The organism is Rhodoferax sp. P1_F3 (assembly GCF_056405715.1).
In genome coordinates this window covers 160,030-179,771 of sequence record NZ_JBFUBO010000004.1, presented here as the reverse complement: position 1 = coordinate 179,771, position 19,742 = coordinate 160,030, and the positions used below count along the sequence as shown (strand labels likewise).

The window sequence follows — 19,742 nt, the reverse complement described above, 5'->3', positions numbered from 1 at the left end:
CGCTGCGCACCAAAACGGGTGTCGCGCATGCGTCGCCGCATCGTAATCCCACCAAGCCCCTGGAGAAGGCCTGCATTAGTCATATGCGGGACAATTCAGCCATGTCTATTTCGTCACATCTGGACGACCCGCTGGATGTGGGTTTGTCCTGGGTCAATCGCTTTGCCACGCTGGGCGATGACTTTTACGCCGCGCTCTCCCCCACCCCCTTGCCAGCACCCTATTGGGTAGGTCGCAGCACCAGCGCCGCGCAGGCTTGGGGCCTGGCCCCACAGTGGCTGCAGTCTGACGATGCCCTGCAGGCGTTCACCGGCAACCGCCCGTTCGCCGGCGGTCTGTCGCTGGCCAGTGTCTACAGCGGGCACCAGTTTGGCCAGTGGGCCGGTCAGTTGGGCGACGGCCGCGCGATTCTGCTGGGCGAAACACCGGGCTGGGAAGTGCAGCTCAAGGGCGCGGGGCTGACCCCGTTTTCCCGCATGGGCGATGGGCGCGCCGTTTTGCGCAGCAGCATCCGCGAATTTTTGGGCAGCGAGGCCATGCATGGCCTGGGCATTCCCACCTCGCGTGCGCTGTGTGTGACGGGTTCGGACGCGCCGGTGCGGCGTGAGGAAATTGAGACGGCTGCTGTGGTGACACGCTTGGCGCCCAGCTTTATTCGCTTCGGCCATTTCGAGCACTTTTGCCACCATGGCCTGCACGACCAGCTCAAGGTGCTGGCCGACTTTGTGATCGACACCCACTACCCGGCTTGCCGCGCCGATGTGCGTTGGGGCGGCAACCCTTACGTATCGCTGCTCGCTGCGGTGACCGAGCGCACCGCGCAGATGGTGGCGCAGTGGCAGGCCGTGGGCTTTTGCCACGGGGTGATGAACACCGACAACATGAGCATCCTGGGGCTGACCATCGACTACGGCCCCTTCCAGTTCATGGATGCCTACGACCCCGGCCACATCTGCAACCATTCGGACCACCAGGGCCGCTACGCTTTCTACAAGCAGCCCAATGTGGCGTACTGGAACCTGTTTTGCCTGGGCCAAGCGCTCATGCCACTGATAGCAGAGCAGGAACAGGCGATTGCCGCGTTGGAGACCTTCAAGGCGATTTACCCGCTGGCATTCGCCCAGCGCATGGCGGCCAAGCTGGGCTTTGCAGATCTGCAGGAAGCCCAGCGCCCGCTGATTGAAGACATCCTGAAGCTGCTGGCTGCCGACAAGGTGGACTTCACCATCTTCTGGCGCCGCCTGAGCCACTGGGCGCGCGAACAGCGCGCCGACGATGCCTCGGTGCGCGACCTGTTTCTCGACCGGGCCGGGTTTGATGCTTGGTTGCTATCGTATTCAGAGCTGCTCGCGCATATTCCACGCGGGCTAGCGGCCGATTTGATGCTCAAGACCAACCCCAGGTACGTGCTGCGGAACCATTTGGGCGAAGAAGCCATCCAAGCCGCCAAGCGCAAGGATTTCACTGTGGTGGCAGATTTACTGAAAGTTTTGGAGCGCCCGTTCGACGAACATGAGGAGCACGCGGCCTGGGCCGACTTCCCGCCGGATTGGGCGGGCAGCATCGCCATCAGCTGCAGTTCTTAACCCCTTGCCCTGTTCACTCTCTTAAAGGACACCCCATGCCCTATCCCGTAGCCAAGACCGACGACGAATGGAAAGCCCTGCTGGCCGAGAAAGGCGCCGAGCCCGTGGCCTTTCAGGTCACGCGCCACGCCGCCACCGAGCGCCCGTTCAGCGGCAAATATGAACGCCAGTGGGCTGATGGCAGCTACCACTGCATCTGCTGCGGCAACAAACTGTTCGATGCGGACACCAAGTTCGACGCCCACTGCGGCTGGCCCAGCTTCTCGCTGGCGGTGCCTGGCGCCATCACCGAAATCACCGACACCAGCCACGGCATGAAACGCGTGGAAACCGTGTGCAGCCAGTGCGGCGCGCACCTGGGGCATGTGTTTGATGACGGCCCCACCGACACCGGCCTGCGCTATTGCATGAACTCGGCCTCGCTACACTTCACGCCTGCATGAAAACCATCCTCGACTTCATCCCCATTCTTCTGTTTTTTGCGGCGTACAAGCTGCACGCCTGGTTTGGCGTGGGCAAGGACGAAGCCATTTACTTCGCCACCCCGGTGCTCATGGCAGCCACGGTGGTGCAAATGGCCATCCTGTATTGGATAGACCGCAAGCTCACTGCTCTGCAAAAGATCACGCTGGGCATGATCTTGGTGTTTGGCGGCATCACGCTGGCCCTGCATGACAAGCGCTTCATCATGTGGAAGCCCACCGTGCTGTACGCGGGCATGGCCATTGCACTGGCCGTGGCCATCTGGGGTATGAAGAACAACTTCCTCAAGTCCATGCTGGGCAGCCAGCTGGACCTGCCCGATGCGATCTGGCACCGGCTCAATGTGGCCTGGGTGTTCTACACCGCCTTCATGGCCATCAGCAATGGCTATGTGGCCATGTACTACAGCGAAGACGCCTGGGCTAACTTCAAACTCTGGGGCTATGTGTTCCCGCTGGTCTTTCTGATTGGCCAGGGCCTGTACATCGCGCCCCACCTGAAGAACGACGAGCCCTCCGAGGACAGCCCGTCGCCATGAGCGCTGCGACCCTGGCCCCCACCGCCGACAACCTGACGCTGCGCCTGCGCGAGCGGCTGGCCCCTACCCGCTTGGAAGTGATAGACGAAAGCTACCAACATGCGGGCCATGTGGGCGCCAATGATACGGGCGTGGGCACCCATTTTCGGGTGCGCATCGCTTCACAATTGTTTACAGGCAAGAGCCGCGTAGCACGCCATCGCCTTGTGTATGATGCGCTGCAAGATTTCATTGATCAGGGCCTGCATGCCCTGGCCATTGAGGCCGAAGACTCGCCCTCTGGCAGCACCCCCACTTGATAAAAGTATCCCTGAAGGAACCGGTATGAAGAAGCAGATTTTGACCGCCCTGGCCGCAGCCACCCTGCTGGCCGCGGCATCGGCCGCCATGGCCCAGAACATTGCCATCGTAAATGGCAAAGCCGTTCCCAAATCGCGTGTGGATGCACTGGCTGAGCAGGTAAAGCGCTCCGGCCGCCCTGTGACCCCCGAAATGCAGGGCCAGTTGAAGGAAGAAATCATCGCCCGCGAAATCTTCGTGCAAGAAGCCCAGGCCCGCGGTCTGGACGCTACCGACGACTACAAGAACCAACTGGAACTGACTCGCCAGTCCATTCTGATCCGCGAATTGTTCACCGACTTCCAGAAAAAGAACCCGGTGACCGACGAAGAGATCAAGGCCGAGTACGACAAGTTTGCCGCTGCCAATGCTGGCAAGGAATACCGCGCCCGCCACATCCTGGTGGAAAAGGAAGACCAAGCCAAGGCCATCATCGCTTCGCTGAAAAAAGGCGCCAAGTTTGAAGACATCGCCAAAAAGCAATCCAAGGACCCAGGCTCCGGTGCCAACGGTGGCGACCTGGATTGGGCCAGCGCCAGTAACTACGTGAAAGAGTTCTCGGAAGCGCTGACCGGACTGTCCAAAGGCAAGATCACTGAAACGCCTGTGAAGACCCAGTTCGGCTACCACATCATCCGTCTGGACGACGTGCGCGACGCCCAGTTGCCCAAGTTTGACGACGTGAAGCCCCAGATCGCCCAGCAACTGACCCAGCAAAAAATGGGCAAGTTCCAGGAAGACCTGCGCGCCAAGGCCAAAGTGGAGTAAGCAAAACTTTAGCTTGAATAGCTGGGATTTCTCACGATAAAACGCGGCTTTGGCCGCGTTTTTTTGTTTTAGGCTATGGCCCATGACCACCAAGCACGACATCAGCCATCCCGCGCAGCAGCGCTTGGTGCAGCAGCACGTGCCTTTAGTGGGCAAAATTGCCCGCACCATGGCGCATGGCCTGCCTTCCCATGTGCTGACCGATGACCTGGTGCAAGACGGAATTCTGGGCCTGATCGACGCCATCATCCGCACCACCCGGGAGACCTCGGGGGCGGAATTCGAACACTACCTGGCCCAACGTGCGCGCGGCGCCATGTTGGACGGCCTGCGCGCCTTGGACCCAGCAACGCGCCAAATGCGCCGTGCCATGCGCCAGGTGGAGGCCACCATCCAGCAGTTGGGCCACCAGTTGGGTCGCACCCCGGTAGAACGCGAAGTGGCCGAGGCCATGCAGATGTCGTTGGAAGACTACCGTCGGCTATTGCAGCAGGCGCATGGCTACCACCTGGTGTCACTGGATGATCTGGATGCCAATGCCGACCTGCACAGCTACCTGGAGCAATGCGCGGGCAACGACACCGACCCGCTGGCGTTGCTGGAGCGCGCTGCCTTCCGCAAGGCCCTGGCCCGCAGCCTGCTCACGCTCAGCACGCAGGCGCAGGAGCTATTGAACCTGTACTACGTGGACGAACACAAGATGCGCGAAATCGGCACCCATATGGGGCTCAGCGAAGCCCGTGTCTCCCAGCTCCACGCCAGCGCCATCGCGGGCCTGCGTGCCCACATGCTAGATGCCGAGCAAGCCCAGCAGCTGCTGCAGCCGCGCCGCGCGCAGCGCTAAGCCACCACCCACAACCCCGCCAGCAGCACCGGTTGGTGCAGCATGTAGTAGCTCAGACTCCAGCGGCCCAACACACCGACAGGCGCAAGGGGGCGCAGCCAACGGCCGTTGGCGCGCTTGGCCGGGGCACTGCGCAGCCACCACTGCATTCCAGCCATGCCCCACCACATCACACCCAGCCAGGGAATGAGGGGAACATAGTCTTCGGTGATAGGCTTTTGGCTGATCAGGCCCAGCCAGTTCAGCCACTTTTCATTGAAGAAAGTGCCCGTAGCCCCCGTATCGATTGCGCGAGCAGCTATCGATTGCATAGCAATGGCGACGGCACCCAGTGGCCACAGCCAGCGCCCCCACGACGCGGTGAGGCGCACGATGACCAGCATCACCGCCATGCCGTGCAACACGCCAAAGTAAATAAAGCTCTTGGGAAACATCAGCGCCGAGCCAGCCGTCACCAGCAGCGCGCACAGTGCAATCTGCAGCCAGCGCCGCCCAAACCGCGCCCAGCTCTGGCCCTGATGCAAAGAGAGTGCCTGCCCCGCCCCGGCACAGAGCAAAAACAGGCTCAGGATGCAGGTGCGCTGCCAGGTCCACAGCGGGTCGTTGTAGAAGTTCTGGTGGAGGTAGCCCGCCTGGTTCAGATCAAAGCAGAAGTGAAATGCCGTCATCCACAGCAGGGCCAGGCCCCGCAGCACGTCCAGACCGTCCAGGCGTTGCGTTTTCATGACTGCAGGCGCGCGTAGTGGCGCATGCCCCAGAGCGCCAGACCCGTGCCCACGCAGGCGCACAGTACGCCCACACCCGCCAGACCCGGGCCACCCCAGATGGACATGGCCAGCGCAAAAGTGGGAGGGCCCAGTGTGGAACCCAGGTTGCCCAGCTGCGCCACGGCGCCATTGGCACGGGCCTGCAGCGCGCTCTGGTCATTCAGGAAGGGAATCAGCGCAAACGCACTGCCACCCGCCACCCCGGCGCTGAACATCAGCAGCAGCGCCACGGGCGGCAACCACCAGCCTGCTAGCAGACTAACGCCTGCAGCCAGCGCCACGGCGGCTACCGCCATGAAGGCCGTGCGCACCAACACCAGCGGCGACAGCCAGTACTGCGCCAACCAGCCTGCGCAAAAGGTGCCCGCCACACTCATCATTGGCAGCACCGCCGCCATCCACAGGCGGTCAGTGCCGGTCAGCGTGGGTAGAAAAGTCAACAAGGCTACGGCCATGAAGGTGTAGCAAAGAAAGCACAGGCCCGGCAGCGCCGTGGTCCAGTGGGTGTAGATAGCCACATGCTGCGCCAGCAATGCGGCCACGGCCGGGCGCGGGTGGGTCCCCATGGGGACGGCGTCCCCTGGCACCAGCATCCACACCGCTACCCAGGCCAGCGCCAGTACCGTGGCGTGCAAATAAAACACCGCGCTGAGGCCCAGCTGCGCCAGCACCAGCGGCAATACGGCCGCCGAGATGGCGAAGGCGGCACCCACAAACGTGCTCCACAAGCCCATGGCCACCGAGCGGTGGCCGGGCCCGGCACTGGCAGCCATCAGCGTGGGAGCCGCCACCACCACCGCCAAGTGCGAGGCGCCCTCGAAGGCGCGCGTAGCCCAGAACAGCGGGAACGGCAGGAGAAACGACTGCACCAGGGCGAGAACGGTGCCCAGGCCCAGGCCTGTCAGCAGCAGGCGTCGGTAGCCGATGGACGGCGCAAACAAGCCCATGGTCACGCCGCACAACAACCCCACCACGCCCACGGTGGACAAGATCCAGCCCATGCTGGCGGCCGACACCGCGTAGTGGCTCTGCAGCGCCATAAAGGCTAGCGAGACCTTGGAAAACTGCATGGCGGCAACAATGCCGCACAGCCACAGCGTGATCACGCTGGGCCAATGGGTGGGGAGTGCTTTGGACATGGGAAGCGCCGCAGTGTACAGGCTGGAATCAGCCTGACGGGAAGCGCTGGACAGTGCAGGACATAACTGGGTAACCTATGCGTGCGGCGACGCCTGTCGTTCGCAAGGAGAAACTGCCATGGCCACGTCCAGTCCTACGTCCGGTTCCCACGATGTTGCCCCGCTGGTGGCGGCCATTGCCCGCAATGCGGGCGAAGGTACGCTGGGCAAATTTCTGGAAGGCTACCGCTGGAGCGTGCTTACGCTGTATGTACGGCCCGCCACACTGCAGCGCGGGCAGCTGCTGATTGCCCAGGGTGCGCGGGAGCGTTCCCTGTATTTTTTGGAGGCTGGCGACCTGAAGGTAGACATGAAGATCGACACCGGTCTGGTGCACCTGGCCATCTTGGGTCCGGGCACCGTGGTGGGCGAAGGTGGCTTTTTCTCCGGCCTGCCGCGCAGCGCATCGGTGGCCGCCTACAGCGACTGCAAAGTGTGGGAAATGGAGCAGACCCAGTTTGCCGCCCTGGCCCACGAACACCCCGGCGTGGCCCTGGCGCTGAGCCAGGCCCTGGGCGCGGTATTGGCCAGCCGCCTGGTGGATGTCAACAAGCGGCTGGCAGTCACCTGAGTTCGGGCTATTTGTACCAGCCGCGCGGCCCCGCCTTGTCAGCCCGGAACTGCGCGTACTCTGTTACGGGAAAAACCGCGCGGTATTTGGGGGCCCAAAACTGCTTTTCTGCCCCGGTCTTGATCTGCTCAAGAAATAGGGGCAGATCCTGCGCGGCCACCACGGGTTGGCCATTGTCCGGCACCATGAAGGGATAGCCGATCTGCTTCGTTCCCAGGCTGCGCAGCAGGATGGCCATGTCCCGCCGGTCCAGGTCACCCCAGGTGCAACCGGCGACGGTATCCCCGGCCGGGTATTGCTGGCTCGCCTTGACCAGCCCCTGGTGCCAAGTCTCTGCATTGTCATTGGCGCACCAGATGTTGTGCACCTTGTCCTGGCGGGCCTTGTCGCTGGGGTTCAGCGTGGCGGGCACGATGTAGAAAGTGGCGTCCACCTTGTCACCCGCGCTCTCCAGCATGCGCTCCAGTTTGATGCAGAACGGGCAGTCGTACGCGGACAGCAACAGGATGCGGTTCGTGCCCTTGCCGCGTTTGAGCTGGATCAGCTTGTCAAAGCGGATGTTGTGGATGATGGCGTTGAGCACGCCACTTTTCTCCTCATCGCTGATCGGGGCGGGTTTGCTGATCGGCTGGGTCCACTGGGTGATCTGGGTACCGTCTGTTTGCAGAATCAGGCTCACGGACTCGCTCACGTAATACGGGGCCGAGTTGGGGCCAAAGTCAATGCGGTACAGGTCCTGGAAGATGGTCTCACTGACCCGGCCATTGCTGTAGAGCTTGGCAACCTCCGCGCTCACGCTCTTGATGTCCGCCTGCGCGGGAGCCATCGTGAACAGTGCCGCAATCAGGCTTAGCGCGGACAGCAATGTGCGCCGTACGCGCGATGTGGCCAGCGGTGTCGATTCAAAAAAATGGAACATGGTGGGGGTTCCTTAGAGTGCGGGTTTGGCCGCGCGGTTTTTTTCTTCTTCCAGCGCCTTGTTCCGCTGCGTATCCATCACCTTGAACCAGTCGACAAAGGCGCCCACGTCCATGGCAAAGGACGAAAACTGGTCCGCCAGCCCGTCTTGCTTGCTGGACTTGGCTGACACGCTGTAAAGCGTGGCGCATGCCGTGGTGGGCGCCACGGGGTAGTACAGATAACCTCGCATACGCCCACCGCCAATGGAATAGTCCTTGAGCGACTCAAAGCAATTGCCATTGCGGGGCTTGTCATAGACGTTGACCCACTCAATCTCCTTGCCGGCCTTGTCGTACATCCAATGCTGGTTGTAACCGGTGACTTTGATGCTGGCGGGGTCGTGCTTGCCGTACTTGGCCGCGGCATCCGCAATGGCCTTTAGCGCAGGGCGGTCACCGGCGACGTATTCATTCTTGGTAATCGCCCAGACTTTGTTGGTCAACGGCGAAATGCTGAAGTTCAGGATCTTGTTTTCGTTGGAAAACTTGGGGCCGAAGGTGTAGTTGTCGAAAGATCCGGTCTTGCCGTCTATGGTCAGGTTCAGCGTGGTTTTGAAGGTGTCTACGTAAACCTTGTTTTGCAGATCATTGTTGGCAATCTTCAGCGCTTCCTGCGCATCCATACCCAGGCGGATGCCGCCCACATCGGGCTCTGCCGCATGGGCCGCGCCCACCAGACTCGCACCTATCGCCCACACCAAGGCCCATTGGCCTGCTGTCTTTGTTGTCATGCTCTCTCCCTTGCGCTTCGGATTAAAAAAGTGGCCGCCCCCCGAACTGGTGTCATGCCGCGCGCAAGCTTATCGATCGCCCCGCAGCGGCCTGGAGAGCCATGCGCGTCAATTGCAACAATCTGTTTCAAATAAGAATTTATTCCTTGAAAAAGTGAAAAAGTTGACTTCTCCATCGCGAGCCACAAAGCGACGCGCATGAAAAAGGGCTGGTAAATACCAGCCCTTTGGAGATCAGAACGCCGTGGCGTTTCAGGCCACTTCGGTGATGAATTGCTCGCGCGGGCGGCGTACCTTTTTCAGGTTCACCAGCCAGTCGCCTTCTTCTGCACGGTAGCCCAGGGGGAGAATCGCCACGCTGCGCAGGCCGCGTGCCTGCAGGCCCAAGATCTCATCCAGCGCCTTGGGGTCAAAGCCTTCCATGGGCGTGGCATCGACTTGCTCTTCGGCGGCGGCAATCAGGGCGGTGCCTAGGCCAATGTAGGCTTGGCGAGCAGCGTGCTGGTAGTTCACCTCGGCATCGCGCTGGGGATACGTGCCCAGCAGCATTTGGCGGTAGTTTTCCCAACCTTCGTTCTTGATGCCACGCTCGGCATTCACCAGGTCAAACATGGCGTTGATGCGCTCGGCGGTGTAGTTGTCCCAGGCGGCGAAGACCAGCAGGTGCGAACTGTCGGTGACTTGTTCCTGGTTCCAGGCAATGGGCTTGATGCGCTCACGCACCGCTTTGCTGGTGACCACAAAAACTTCAAAGGGCTGCAGACCGCTGGAGGTGGCGGTCAATCGCACGGCTTCCAGAATGCGGTCCACCTTCTCTTGAGGCACCACCTTGGCGGGGTTGAACTTCTTGGTGGCGTAGCGCCATTGCAGTTTGTTGATCAGGTCGGACATGTCGGGAACTTTCAAAAATAATTGCTATGGCAAGTATTTTGGGCGGTTTGGCCAAAAGACAAGGGCGCGGGCCCGAATTCACGGAGCCGGCTCCCCTCATTTACCTGCGCCAAGCCAAGGCGCACAAAATATGTTATCCGCGCGTCAACCCACCCACTTGCGCGCGTTGTGCCAGAGCTGCATCCAGGGGCTGTGGGCGTCCTGGTCCAGGTTGGTCCAGCTCATCTGGATGTTGCGGAAGACGCGCTCGGGGTGCGGCATCATGGCCGTGAAGCGGCCGTCGGCCGTGGTCACTGCGGTCAGGCCGCCGGGGCTGCCGTTGGGGTTGAACGGGTAGGCCTCGGTCGCTGCACCGCTGTTGTCCACGTAGCGCATGGCCGCAATCGCCTTGTTAGCGTTGCCGCGGTACTTGAAGTTGGCAAAGCCCTCGCCGTGTGCCACGGCAATGGGCAGGCGCATGCCGGCCAGATCCTTGAAGAACAGGCTGGGCGACTCCAGCACTTCCACCAAGCTTAGGCGTGCCTCAAAACGCTCGCTTTGGTTGGTGGTGAAGCGCGGCCAGTCTTGCGCGCCGGGGATGATGTCGGCCAGCTCGGCAAACATCTGGCAGCCGTTGCACACGCCCAGGCCAAAGGTGTCCTGGCGGGCAAAGAAAGCCTTGAACTGGTCGGACAGGCCGTCGTTGAAGGTGATGCTGCGCGCCCAGCCGATGCCCGCGCCCAGTGTGTCGCCATAGCTGAAACCGCCGCACGCCACGACGCCCTTGAAGTCGGCCAATTTGGCGCGGCCGGTCTGCAGGTCGGTCATATGCACGTCATAGGCTTCAAAGCCGGCTTCGGTGAAGGCGTAGGCCATTTCCACGTGCGAGTTGACGCCTTGCTCGCGCAGCACGGCCACCTTGGGGCGGTTCTTCAGGATGGCTGGCGCTACGTTTTTAGTAGCTGCTTGCGAAGATTCCACGAGGGCTAGCGCCTTGTTTGGCAGATAAACGTGCAGGCCGGGGTCTTTTTCGGCGCCCGCGGCGGCGTGCTCGGCATCGGCACACACGGGGTTGTCGCGCTGCTGGGCAATTTTCCAGCTCACGGCGTCCCACACCTGGTGCAAGTCGGCCAGCTTGGCGCTAAAGATGCTCTTGGCATCGCGCCAGATTTGCAGCTCGCCCTTGCCGGCGGCAATGGCGTCAGCGGCGGGTCGCGTTTTGCCAATGAAGTGGCTGAACTTGGACAGACCGTGTTCGCGCAGCGTCGCCATCACTTCGGAGCGCTCAGATGTGCGCACCTGCAGCACCACGCCCAGTTCTTCGCTGAACAGGGCCTTGAGCGTGAGTTCGTCCCGGCGGGCACCCACCTGCCCTGCCCAGTTCTTGCTGTCGCCCACATCCATGCGGCTGTCGCTGATGCCGTCGCCTTCGGTCACCAGCATGTCCACATTGAGCGCCACGCCCACACGGCCGGCAAACGCCATTTCGGCCACCGTGGCCAGCAGGCCACCGTCGCCGCGGTCGTGGTAGGCCAGCACTTGGCCCTTGGCACGCAACGCGTTCACGGCGTTGACCAGGTTGACCAGGTCCTTGGCATCGTCCAGATCGGGTACGGTGTCGCCGGTCTGGTCTAGCGTTTGCGCCAGGATGCTGGCGGCCATGCGGTGCTGGCCCTTGCCCAAGTCGACCAAGACGAGCGTGGTGTCTTCGGTCGCATTGAGTTGCGGGGTCAGCGTGCCGCGCACGTCCTGCAGCGTGGCGAATCCGCTCACGATCAGGGATACGGGCGAAGTCACCTTTTTGTCCGCGCCCTCGTCTTTCCACTGCGTGCGCATGGACAGGCTGTCCTTGCCCACGGGGATGGAAATGCCCAGTGCAGGACACAGCTCCATGCCCACAGCTTTGACGGTGGCGTACAGCGCGGCGTCTTCACCGGCTTCGCCGCAAGCGGCCATCCAGTTGGCGGACAGCTTGACGCGCGGCAACTCAATCGGCGCAGCCAGCAAGTTGGTAATGGCCTCGGCCACGGCCATGCGGCCCGATGCTGGTGCGTCCAGCGCGGCCAGCGGCGTGCGCTCGCCCATGGACATGGCTTCACCGGCAAAGCCCTTGAAGTCGGCCAGTGTGACCGCGCAATCCGCTACCGGCACTTGCCAAGGGCCAACCATCTGGTCGCGGTGCGTGAGGCCACCGACGGTGCGGTCGCCAATGGTGATGAGGAAGCGTTTGGAGGCGACTGTCGGGTGCGCCAGCACGTCGATCACAGCCTTTTGAATATCCACACCCGTCAGGTCCAGTGGCTTGAAGGTGCGCGCCACGGTCTTCACATCGCGGTGCATCTTGGGCGGCTTGCCCAGTAACACGTTCATGGGCATGTCGACGGGCGATTCCGCGCCCTCGTCCACCAACTGCAACTGGCGCTCTTCCGTCGCCACGCCAATGACGGCAAACGGGCAGCGCTCGCGCTCACACAGCGCCTGGAACTGTTCCAGCGACTCGGGGGCAATCGCCATCACATAACGTTCCTGGCTCTCGTTGCACCAAATTTCCTTGGGTGCCATGCCGGACTCTTCGAGCTTCACGGCACGCAGGTCAAAGCGCGCACCGCGACCGGCGTCATTGGTCAGTTCAGGGAAAGCGTTACTCAGGCCACCAGCACCCACATCGTGGATCGCCAGAATCGGATTCTTGTCGCCCTGCATCCAGCACTGGTTGATGACCTCTTGCGCCCGGCGCTCGATCTCGGGGTTGCCACGTTGCACCGAGTCAAAGTCCAGTTCGGCCGCATTGGCACCCGTGGCCATGGAGCTGGCCGCGCTGCCGCCCATGCCGATGCGCATGCCAGGGCCACCCAATTGGATCAGCAGGCTGCCGGCGGGGAATTCAATCTTGTGGGTCTGGCCCGCGTCGATGATGCCCAGGCCGCCCGCGATCATGATGGGCTTGTGGTAGCCGCGCTGCACCGTGTCCACGTCGCTTTCCACGGTCTGCTCGTATTCGCGGAAGTAGCCCAAGAGGTTGGGTCGGCCAAATTCGTTGTTGAAGGCGGCGCCGCCCAGCGGGCCCTCAACCATGATTTGCAGCGGACTGGCGATGTGCTCGGGCTTGCCCATGGTGCTGCCCCACAGCTTGGAGACGGTAAAGCCGGTCAGGCCCGCCTTGGGCTTGGAGCCGCGGCCGGTGGCACCCTCGTCGCGGATTTCGCCGCCCGCGCCCGTAGACGCGCCGGGAAATGGGGAGATCGCGGTCGGGTGGTTGTGGGTCTCCACCTTCATCAAAATATGGTTGGTTTCGCTATGCTTTTCATAGCTTGCTGCGCATATTCCATCTGGGCTGGAGGCCGATTTGGCTACAAACCGCTCAACCTGCACGCCTTCCATGACCGACGCGTTGTCCGAGTACGCCACCAGCATGTACTGCGGCGCCAGTTGGTGCGTGTTGCGGATCATGCCGAACATGCTCTTGTCCTGCGCCACGCCGTCGATGGTGAACTGCGCGTTGAAAATCTTGTGGCGGCAGTGCTCGCTATTAGCCTGCGCGAACATCATCAGTTCCACGTCGGTCGGGTTGCGGCCCAAGGTGGTGAAGGCGTTCACGAGGTAGTCAATTTCGTCAGCGGCCAGGGCCAGTCCGAACTGCGTATTCGCCTTGACCAGTGCATCTTTGCCACCACCCAACACGTCCACATGGTCCATGGGCGCGGGCTGCAGTGCGTTGAACAGCTCCTGCGCCTGGGCGCGGTCCAGCATGGCGCTTTCGGTCATGCGGTCGTGCAGGAGCGCGGCGACCTGTTGCAGTTGCTCGGTGCTCAGTGCTCCCTTGGACAGCAGGCCATTTTTTAGGGTGATGCGGTACTCCACCAAACGTTCGATGCGCTTGACAGCAAATCCACAGTTGTGGGCAATGTCTGTCGCTTTGGAGGCCCAAGGGCTCACCGTGCCGAAACGGGGGCTGACCACAATCGCCACGCCTTCAGAGGCGCCAGCATACGGATCCCCATAGGTCAGCAAAGCGGCTAGTTTGCCGGCCAGCGGTTGGTCCAGTGCGGTTTCGGTCGCCACCAAATGGACAAATCGGGCCGAAATGCCCGAAATTTTGTCGTGGATGCCCTGCAAAAGCGGCAAAAGTTGTTGAACACGGAAGTTGCTCAGGGCGTTGCCGCCTTCGAAAGAGGTGATGTGCAGGGTCACGGTGGTGGCCTAGGAAAGATGAAGCGTCGCCCGAAGGGCTGGATGGGTGAGCGGCGATTTTAACTGGCTGCACGGTCGGCTCTGGTCACGCAGTCCACGACAAAAAGCGGACAATTTGTGACTGGGCCGGTGGGCCCCTACAAACACAGTGGAGTTTCGTTGGTGGCGATTTTTTCCAAATTCCGCAGTATTTTCTCGGCGCCTGGCGCCGCGCCCGGGCCTCTGCCCATCGTGGACCCCACGGGGCAGTTGCCCGAGCGGCGGCTGCGCCCCCGGCTCAATGCCCGTCCCGACCTGCGCATTGTTGTGGTGGACGATTCGGCCACGGTGTGCGCTGCACTGCGCAAGATCCTGCAGTCCATCGGCCTGGATGTGCGCGTAGCCGCCAGCGCCGAGGTAGGCCTGGAAATGGTGCTGGCCGACCCGCCCGACCTGATTTTTCTGGACATCGTGCTACCCAAGATGAATGGTTTTTCGGCCCTGCGCGTACTGCGCCGCAACCCGTTGACCCGCAATATCCCGGTCATCATGATCAGCGGCAACGAGCAGGCCACCGAGCAATTCTTTGGCAGCGCCATTGGGGCCGACGACTTCATGAAGAAGCCGTTTTCCCGCCTAGAGGTGTTTGAACGCATGGAGCGCTTGCTGGATGACGGCCTGGTACCACGCCGCAAATCGCCCTTGACCATGCCCGCGCCGCTGGGCAGCTGAGGCTTCCAGCGCGTCCGCATCGGGTCTGGGATAATCGGGCCCCATGACTATCACCTACAAAGACGCGGACGGCGTCGCAGGCATGCGCGTGGCGGGCAAGCTGGCTTCCGAAGTTCTGGACTACCTCACCCCCTTCGTCCAGCCCGGCGTCACGACCAACGCGCTCGACAAACTGGCGTATGACTACATCACCGAGGTGCAAGGCGGCATTCCTGCCCCGCTGAACTACACCGGCGGCGGCAACATCCCCTACCCCAAATCCATCTGCACCTCGGTCAACCACCAGGTCTGCCACGGCATTCCCAACGACAAGCAGCTCAAAAAGGGCGACATCGTCAATATCGACGTCACTGTCATCAAGGACGGTTGGCACGGAGACACCAGCCGCATGTTCATGGTGGGTGAGGTTTCGATTGCTGCCAAACGCCTGTGTGCCATTACCTACGACGCCATGTGGCACGGCATCAAGATGGTCAAGCCCGGCATCCACCTGGGTGATATTGGCCACGCCATCCAGAAGTTTGCCGAAGGCCAGGGCTTTAGCGTGGTGCGCGAGTTCTGCGGCCACGGCATCGGCCGTATCTTCCACGAAGAGCCGCAGGTGCTGCACTATGGCCGCCCCGGCACGCTGGAAAAGCTGGTCGAGGGCATGACCTTCACCATCGAGCCCATGATCAACGCCGGTGGCAAGGACATCAAAGACGGACCCGAAAAAGACGGCTGGACCATTGTGACCAAGGACCGTTCGCTCTCCGCCCAGTGGGAACACACCGTACTGGTGACGCCCACCGGCTACGAAGTGCTGACGCTGTCGGCCGGCAGCCCGGCCACACCGGCCTTTGTGGCGGCCTGAGTTTTTCTTTTCCCATTTCAGCACCCATGATTGAGCTGCAGGCCCTGCGCGCCGAATACCGCGCGCACAAAGCGCAGTTGTTGCAAACCATTGCAACGCCCCAATCCACTGGCCGGGCCGTACGCAAGGTGCTGCAACGCATGTCCCAGCTCACCGACAGCGTGCTGGTGCGCCTGTGGCAGCACGCTGGTCTGGGCGAGCCCTATGCCCTGTTGGCCGTGGGCGGCTTTGGCCGCGGCGAGCTGTTCCCGCATTCGGATGTGGATGTGCTGGTGCTGCTGCCCAATGGGCAGTCGCCCGAGTTCGACCCGGAGCTGCAAAAGAAGATAGAAGCCTTCATTGGCAGCTGCTGGGATGTGGGCCTGGAGATCGGTTCCAGCGTACGCACCCTGAGTGACTGCCTGGCCGAGGCCGACAAGGACGTAACGGTGCAAACTGCGCTCCTAGAGTGCCGCCTGATCACGGGCAACCAGGTGCTGGTGGGGCAATTCCAAAAAGCCTTTTTTGCGGCGATGGACCCCAAGGCTTTCTTTGTGGCCAAGACGCTGGAGATGCGCCAGCGCCACACCAAGTTTGAAGACACGCCCTACTCGCTGGAACCCAACTGCAAAGAGTCGCCCGGTGGTCTGCGTGACCTGCAGGTGATCTTGTGGGTGGCCAAGGCCGCGGGCTATGGTGACGACTGGCAGGCCTTGGCCGCCAGCGGTCTGGCAACCAACTTTGAGGTCAAACAAATCCAGCGCAATGAGACCCTGCTGCTACTGATCCGGGCACGCCTGCACCTGATTGCCAACCGCCGCGAAGACCGCCTGATTTTTGACATGCAAAACGCGGTGGCCGAATCCTTTGGCTACACAGCCCCGCCACCCGAAACCGACAAACGCAGCTTTGTACGTGCCAGCGAGGCGCTGATGCGCCGCTACTACTGGGCCGCCAAGGCTGTCACCCAGCTCAACCAGATTTTGTTGATGAACATTGAGGAGCGGCTCAACCCCTCCACCCATGCGCCCCGCCGCATCAATGACCATTTCAACGACAAGGCCGGCATGATCGACGTGGTCAGCGATGAGCTGTACCGCCGCAACCCGCATGCCATTCTGGAAACCTTTCTTGTCTACCAGACCACCGTGGGCATCAAAGGCCTGTCGGCCCGCACGCTGCGCGCGCTGTACAACGCGCGCGACCTCATGGACGCTAAGTTCCGCAGCGACCCGGTCAACCGCGCTACCTTTCTGCAGATCCTGCAGGCGCCCGACGGCATCACCCACGCCATGCGGCTGATGAACCAGACCTCGGTGCTGGGCCGCTACCTCTGGGTGTTCCGCAAGATCGTAGGCCAGATGCAGCACGACCTGTTCCACGTCTACACCGTGGACCAGCACATCCTGATGGTGCTGCGCAATGCGCGACGCTTCTTCATGGTGGAGCACGCGCATGAGTATCCGTTCTGCTCGCAACTGGCCTCTGGGTGGGATAAGCCCTGGATTTTGTATGTGGCCGCCCTGTTCCACGACATTGCCAAGGGCCGTGGTGGTGACCATTCCGAGCTGGGCATTGTGGAAGCACGCCGTTTCTGCAAGCAGCATGGTATTGCCACGGAAGACGCCAAGCTCATCGAATTCCTGGTCGGCGAACACTTGGCCATGAGCCGTATCGCGCAGAAGTCCGACCTGTCCGACCCCGCCGTCATTGCCGACTTTGCCAAGCGTGTGGGCAACGAGCGCTACCTGACCGCGCTGTACCTGCTGACCGTAGCCGACATCCGCGGCACCAGTCCCAAGGTATGGAATGCCTGGAAGGGCAAGCTGCTGGAAGACCTGTACAAGTACACCGCTCGCGCGCTCGGTGGCCGCGCACCCGACCCCGACGCCGAGGTGGAGGCCCGCAAGCGTGAAGCGCTGGTGATGGTGGCGCTGTACGCCATGCCATTTGAGGCCCACAAACCGCTGTGGGACACGCTGGACGTGAGCTACTTCATGCGCCACGATGCGGCCGACATCGCCTGGCATACCAAGCAGTTGTCCCGCCACGTGACCACAGCCCTGCCCATCGTGCGGGTGCGCCGCTCCCCCGTGGGCGAAGGCCTGCAGGTGCTGGTCTACACCCAGGACCAGACCGACCTGTTTGCCCGCATCTGCGGTTACTTCGACCAGGGTGGCTTCAGCATTCTGGATGCGCGCATCCACACCACCAACAAGGGCTACGCGCTGGACACCTTCCAGATCGTCACCACCGCGGATATGGACGAGCACTACCGCGAGACGACCAGCCTGCTGGAGAGTGGCTTGGCGCAAGCCATTGCCGAAGCCGGCCCCCTGCCCGCCCCCAGCCGCGGCAGGGTGTCGCGCCGGGTCAAGAGCTTTCCTATTGCGCCGCGCGTGTCACTTAAGCCCGATGAAAAAGCGCAGCGCTGGCTGCTCAATATCTCGGCCAGCGACCGCCTGGGCCTGCTTTACAGCGTGGCCCGGGTGCTGGCGCGCCACCAGATCGAGGTGCAATTGGCCAAGGTAGCTACGCTGGGCGAGCGCGTGGAAGATACCTTTCTGATCCACGGCCCGCAGCTGCAGCACAACCGTGCCCAGATCGAGATCGAAACCGAACTGCTGGACGCCCTCAAAGCCTAGGCACATCGGGCGCGCCGTACACACAGGTGCGCATGCGCCCGCTGTGCTTGGCCGCATACAGCGCCTTGTCTGCCTGGGCAAATAGCTCGGCACCACTACCCTGAACGGTGGTCCAGGTGGACACGCCAATGCTCACGGTCAACGTGGCGGCGGTGGGAGAACGCACATGCTCCAGGTTCAGCGCCTCCAGCGCCTTCATGATCTTGTCCGCCAACGCACGGGCTCCGACTGCATCGGTGTCGGGCAGCAGCATGGCAAACTCCTCACCACCCAGGCGTGCAGGCAGGTCCTGCTGGCGGCCGCAGGTTTGCAGCAGACGGCCCAGATGCTGTAACACCACATCACCCTTGGGATGGCCGTAGTGATCGTTGTACAGCTTGAAGTGGTCCACATCCAGCAGCAACAGGGACAACGGTGCTGTACGTCGTGCCAGTCGGCCCAGCTCCAGGCCCAGGCGTTCGTCGAAAAGCCTGCGGTTGGCGATGCCGGTGAGCGCGTCGGTGCTGGACAGGGTTTCCAGCGAATCCACCTGCGCGCGCAGCACGGCCAGCAACCCATTCACGCCCTGCGTAAGCGCCCCAATTTCGTCGGGGCGGTCGTAGCGCAGCACGCTGTCCCAGCGGCGGGAGGCACTCAACGCCACCACGTCGGCATGCAGGCGCGCAATCGGGCGCACCAGCCACCAGTGCACCGCCAGCAGCAGCACCAGCCCGGTGGTCAGGGCCACGGCCGCCAATTGGAACAACACATCCGTCACCACGTGCTGCGCCTGCGCCATCAGGCTGCGCTCCATGCGCATGTGCACCCAGGCCAACGGGTCGCCTTCCAGGTCTTCCAGCCGGTATTTCAGGGTGATGGTGGCGGGGCTGTACTGCACGCCCACATCACCATGCGCCAGAAAATGGAAATCCGGCAACTTCCAGGTGTCTGTCGGTTCGCGCGGAGCATCTGCTGCGCTACCGTCGGTGGGGTCCAGCGTGAAGGCGGCCCCAGCGTTCTGTGCAATGCCGGCCAGCGTGGCAGCCTCCAGCTCGCGGGCCATCACCACGGTGCCAGCAGCGGGGCCGCTGCCGTCGCTGTGCACCACCTGGGTCCAGCACACGGCGGCCAGCTTGGTCTGCAGCCAGGCCAGGCCGCACTCGGTGGCTTTGGGGTTTTGCGGCTTGTGGACCCAGCGCCGCAGCAGCGGCACCAGCATGTCCTGCGCACGTGGCATCACGCCACCACTGAGTTCGCGGGCGCCAAATCCCACTATTTGGTGCTGGCGGTCTAGCAGCAGCACGGCGTTGAGGTTGGAGGTCAACATGGCAGCGCTGCCGATGTTGCTGCGCTCAAAAACCTTGTCGGGGCGTAACAGGTGGAAGTACAGCTCGTCCCAGAAGGCCCAGTCGTGGTTCAGCGCGCTCACCGCCGCCATCTGCTCGTCAAAGCCGCTGACCACGCGTTTGGCGCTGTCGAGCGCGATGCGGCGCTCAATGCTGTCAAACGTAGGCAAGAGGCTGTTTTTCATGAGCAAGAGGCCCACACTGCCCATCAGGCCAAACACCAAGGCGAACGCCACTACGATCCGGGGACCGATTCCTAAACCCGCAAAAAAATGGCGCGTGGTTTTGACCATGGGAACACTGCAACGACTGTTATTTTGTGAAGCAGCTTACCGCCAAACACCCCGGTCGTACAGACAGGGCCACCCTCCCCTGGTGCAAATAAGCCCCTAGCCCCCGTTAAC

Annotated in this window: 17 protein-coding genes; 10 read left to right on the top strand and 7 right to left on the bottom strand. The window is 62.1% G+C overall.

Going from position 1 to position 19,742, the window contains the following annotated elements; translation table 11 throughout:
* The first annotated feature begins 101 nt into the window (after positions 1 to 101).
* The 6 genes from AC1DZ5_RS08580 (at position 102) to AC1DZ5_RS08555 (ending at position 4,558) form a co-directional block, all read left to right on the top strand.
* On the top strand, positions 102 to 1,586 hold the full coding sequence (locus AC1DZ5_RS08580) for a protein adenylyltransferase SelO (protein ID WP_477888045.1): 1,485 nt from the start codon (positions 102 to 104) through the stop codon (positions 1,584 to 1,586).
* A 35-nt stretch (positions 1,587 to 1,621) separates the two neighbouring features.
* On the top strand, positions 1,622 to 2,029 hold the full coding sequence (gene msrB, locus AC1DZ5_RS08575; protein WP_477888043.1) for a peptide-methionine (R)-S-oxide reductase MsrB: 408 nt from the start codon (positions 1,622 to 1,624) through the stop codon (positions 2,027 to 2,029).
* Entirely contained in the window at positions 2,026 to 2,607 is a 582-nt protein-coding gene (locus AC1DZ5_RS08570) for a septation protein A (RefSeq protein WP_477888041.1), read from the top strand. Before msrB ends, AC1DZ5_RS08570 begins: the two co-directional genes overlap by 4 nt.
* Positions 2,604 to 2,906, top strand: a complete 303-nt coding sequence (locus AC1DZ5_RS08565) for a BolA family protein (protein WP_477888039.1) — start codon at positions 2,604 to 2,606, stop codon at positions 2,904 to 2,906. The genes AC1DZ5_RS08570 and AC1DZ5_RS08565 overlap by 4 nt, the downstream gene beginning before the upstream one ends.
* 25 nt (positions 2,907 to 2,931) lie before the next feature.
* Positions 2,932 to 3,714, top strand: a complete 783-nt coding sequence (locus tag AC1DZ5_RS08560; protein WP_477888037.1) for a peptidylprolyl isomerase — start codon at positions 2,932 to 2,934, stop codon at positions 3,712 to 3,714.
* A gap of 82 nt (positions 3,715 to 3,796) precedes the next feature.
* Positions 3,797 to 4,558: a FliA/WhiG family RNA polymerase sigma factor gene (locus AC1DZ5_RS08555; RefSeq protein ID WP_477888035.1), complete on the top strand. Its 762-nt coding sequence runs from the start codon at positions 3,797 to 3,799 to the stop codon at positions 4,556 to 4,558.
* Here the strand turns inward: AC1DZ5_RS08555 and AC1DZ5_RS08550 are convergent.
* Entirely contained in the window at positions 4,555 to 5,283 is a 729-nt protein-coding gene (locus tag AC1DZ5_RS08550; RefSeq protein WP_477888033.1) for an acetyltransferase domain-containing protein, read from the bottom strand. The two genes, AC1DZ5_RS08555 and AC1DZ5_RS08550, sit on opposite strands and share 4 nt — an antisense overlap.
* A complete protein-coding gene (locus tag AC1DZ5_RS08545) occupies positions 5,280 to 6,464 on the bottom strand; it encodes an MFS transporter (RefSeq protein WP_477888031.1) in 1,185 nt (394 codons plus the stop codon). Before AC1DZ5_RS08545 ends, AC1DZ5_RS08550 begins: the two co-directional genes overlap by 4 nt.
* A gap of 118 nt (positions 6,465 to 6,582) precedes the next feature.
* Here AC1DZ5_RS08545 and AC1DZ5_RS08540 point away from each other — a divergent pair, with 118 nt between their 5' ends.
* Positions 6,583 to 7,074, top strand: a complete 492-nt coding sequence (locus AC1DZ5_RS08540) for a Crp/Fnr family transcriptional regulator (protein WP_477888029.1) — start codon at positions 6,583 to 6,585, stop codon at positions 7,072 to 7,074.
* 7 nt (positions 7,075 to 7,081) lie between these two features.
* On the opposite strand, the gene AC1DZ5_RS08535 is transcribed toward AC1DZ5_RS08540, so the two are convergent.
* The 4 genes from AC1DZ5_RS08535 to purL form a co-directional block, all read right to left on the bottom strand.
* Positions 7,082 to 7,993: a thioredoxin domain-containing protein gene (locus AC1DZ5_RS08535; protein WP_477888027.1), complete on the bottom strand. Its 912-nt coding sequence runs from the start codon at positions 7,991 to 7,993 to the stop codon at positions 7,082 to 7,084.
* 12 nt (positions 7,994 to 8,005) lie between these two features.
* On the bottom strand, positions 8,006 to 8,764 hold the full coding sequence (locus AC1DZ5_RS08530; protein WP_477888025.1) for a hypothetical protein: 759 nt from the start codon (positions 8,762 to 8,764) through the stop codon (positions 8,006 to 8,008).
* A gap of 252 nt (positions 8,765 to 9,016) precedes the next feature.
* Positions 9,017 to 9,655 carry an NAD(P)H-dependent oxidoreductase gene (locus AC1DZ5_RS08525; RefSeq protein WP_477888023.1) on the bottom strand — a complete coding sequence of 213 codons (639 nt, stop codon included), beginning with the start codon at positions 9,653 to 9,655 and terminating at the stop codon, positions 9,017 to 9,019.
* Positions 9,656 to 9,799: 144 nt separating this feature from the next.
* Complete coding sequence (purL, locus tag AC1DZ5_RS08520) at positions 9,800 to 13,825, bottom strand: phosphoribosylformylglycinamidine synthase (RefSeq protein ID WP_477888021.1); 4,026 nt, start codon at positions 13,823 to 13,825, stop codon at positions 9,800 to 9,802.
* Between the two features lie 162 nt (positions 13,826 to 13,987).
* Between purL and AC1DZ5_RS08515 the strand changes: the two genes are divergently transcribed.
* The 3 genes from AC1DZ5_RS08515 to AC1DZ5_RS08505 are packed head-to-tail and all read left to right on the top strand — an operon-like array spanning position 13,988 to position 18,013.
* Positions 13,988 to 14,536, top strand: a complete 549-nt coding sequence (locus tag AC1DZ5_RS08515; RefSeq protein WP_477888019.1) for a response regulator — start codon at positions 13,988 to 13,990, stop codon at positions 14,534 to 14,536.
* 43 nt (positions 14,537 to 14,579) lie between these two features.
* On the top strand, positions 14,580 to 15,389 hold the full coding sequence (map, locus tag AC1DZ5_RS08510) for a type I methionyl aminopeptidase (RefSeq protein WP_477888017.1): 810 nt from the start codon (positions 14,580 to 14,582) through the stop codon (positions 15,387 to 15,389).
* 26 nt (positions 15,390 to 15,415) lie between these two features.
* Positions 15,416 to 18,013, top strand: a complete 2,598-nt coding sequence (locus tag AC1DZ5_RS08505) for a [protein-PII] uridylyltransferase (RefSeq protein ID WP_477888015.1) — start codon at positions 15,416 to 15,418, stop codon at positions 18,011 to 18,013.
* Here AC1DZ5_RS08505 and AC1DZ5_RS08500 read toward each other — a convergent pair.
* Positions 18,003 to 19,631, bottom strand: a complete 1,629-nt coding sequence (locus AC1DZ5_RS08500; RefSeq protein WP_477888013.1) for a sensor domain-containing diguanylate cyclase — start codon at positions 19,629 to 19,631, stop codon at positions 18,003 to 18,005. The genes AC1DZ5_RS08505 and AC1DZ5_RS08500 overlap by 11 nt on opposite strands.
* Positions 19,632 to 19,742 lie beyond the last annotated feature (111 nt).

What these genes read in the sequence shown, in the direction of transcription:
- AC1DZ5_RS08580 (WP_477888045.1), top strand. Translation starts at nt 102, where the DNA reads ATGTCTATTTCGTCACATCTGGACGACCCGCTGGATGTGGGTTTGTCC.
- msrB (WP_477888043.1), top strand. Translation starts at nt 1,622, where the DNA reads ATGCCCTATCCCGTAGCCAAGACCGACGACGAATGGAAAGCCCTGCTG.
- AC1DZ5_RS08570 (WP_477888041.1), top strand. Translation starts at nt 2,026, where the DNA reads ATGAAAACCATCCTCGACTTCATCCCCATTCTTCTGTTTTTTGCGGCG.
- AC1DZ5_RS08565 (WP_477888039.1), top strand. Translation starts at nt 2,604, where the DNA reads ATGAGCGCTGCGACCCTGGCCCCCACCGCCGACAACCTGACGCTGCGC.
- AC1DZ5_RS08560 (WP_477888037.1), top strand. Translation starts at nt 2,932, where the DNA reads ATGAAGAAGCAGATTTTGACCGCCCTGGCCGCAGCCACCCTGCTGGCC.
- AC1DZ5_RS08555 (WP_477888035.1), top strand. Translation starts at nt 3,797, where the DNA reads ATGACCACCAAGCACGACATCAGCCATCCCGCGCAGCAGCGCTTGGTG.
- AC1DZ5_RS08550 (WP_477888033.1), bottom strand. Translation starts at nt 5,283, where the DNA reads ATGAAAACGCAACGCCTGGACGGTCTGGACGTGCTGCGGGGCCTGGCC.
- AC1DZ5_RS08545 (WP_477888031.1), bottom strand. Translation starts at nt 6,464, where the DNA reads ATGTCCAAAGCACTCCCCACCCATTGGCCCAGCGTGATCACGCTGTGG.
- AC1DZ5_RS08540 (WP_477888029.1), top strand. Translation starts at nt 6,583, where the DNA reads ATGGCCACGTCCAGTCCTACGTCCGGTTCCCACGATGTTGCCCCGCTG.
- AC1DZ5_RS08535 (WP_477888027.1), bottom strand. Translation starts at nt 7,993, where the DNA reads ATGTTCCATTTTTTTGAATCGACACCGCTGGCCACATCGCGCGTACGG.
- AC1DZ5_RS08530 (WP_477888025.1), bottom strand. Translation starts at nt 8,764, where the DNA reads ATGACAACAAAGACAGCAGGCCAATGGGCCTTGGTGTGGGCGATAGGT.
- AC1DZ5_RS08525 (WP_477888023.1), bottom strand. Translation starts at nt 9,655, where the DNA reads ATGTCCGACCTGATCAACAAACTGCAATGGCGCTACGCCACCAAGAAG.
- map (WP_477888017.1), top strand. Translation starts at nt 14,580, where the DNA reads ATGACTATCACCTACAAAGACGCGGACGGCGTCGCAGGCATGCGCGTG.
- AC1DZ5_RS08505 (WP_477888015.1), top strand. Translation starts at nt 15,416, where the DNA reads ATGATTGAGCTGCAGGCCCTGCGCGCCGAATACCGCGCGCACAAAGCG.
- AC1DZ5_RS08500 (WP_477888013.1), bottom strand. Translation starts at nt 19,631, where the DNA reads ATGGTCAAAACCACGCGCCATTTTTTTGCGGGTTTAGGAATCGGTCCC.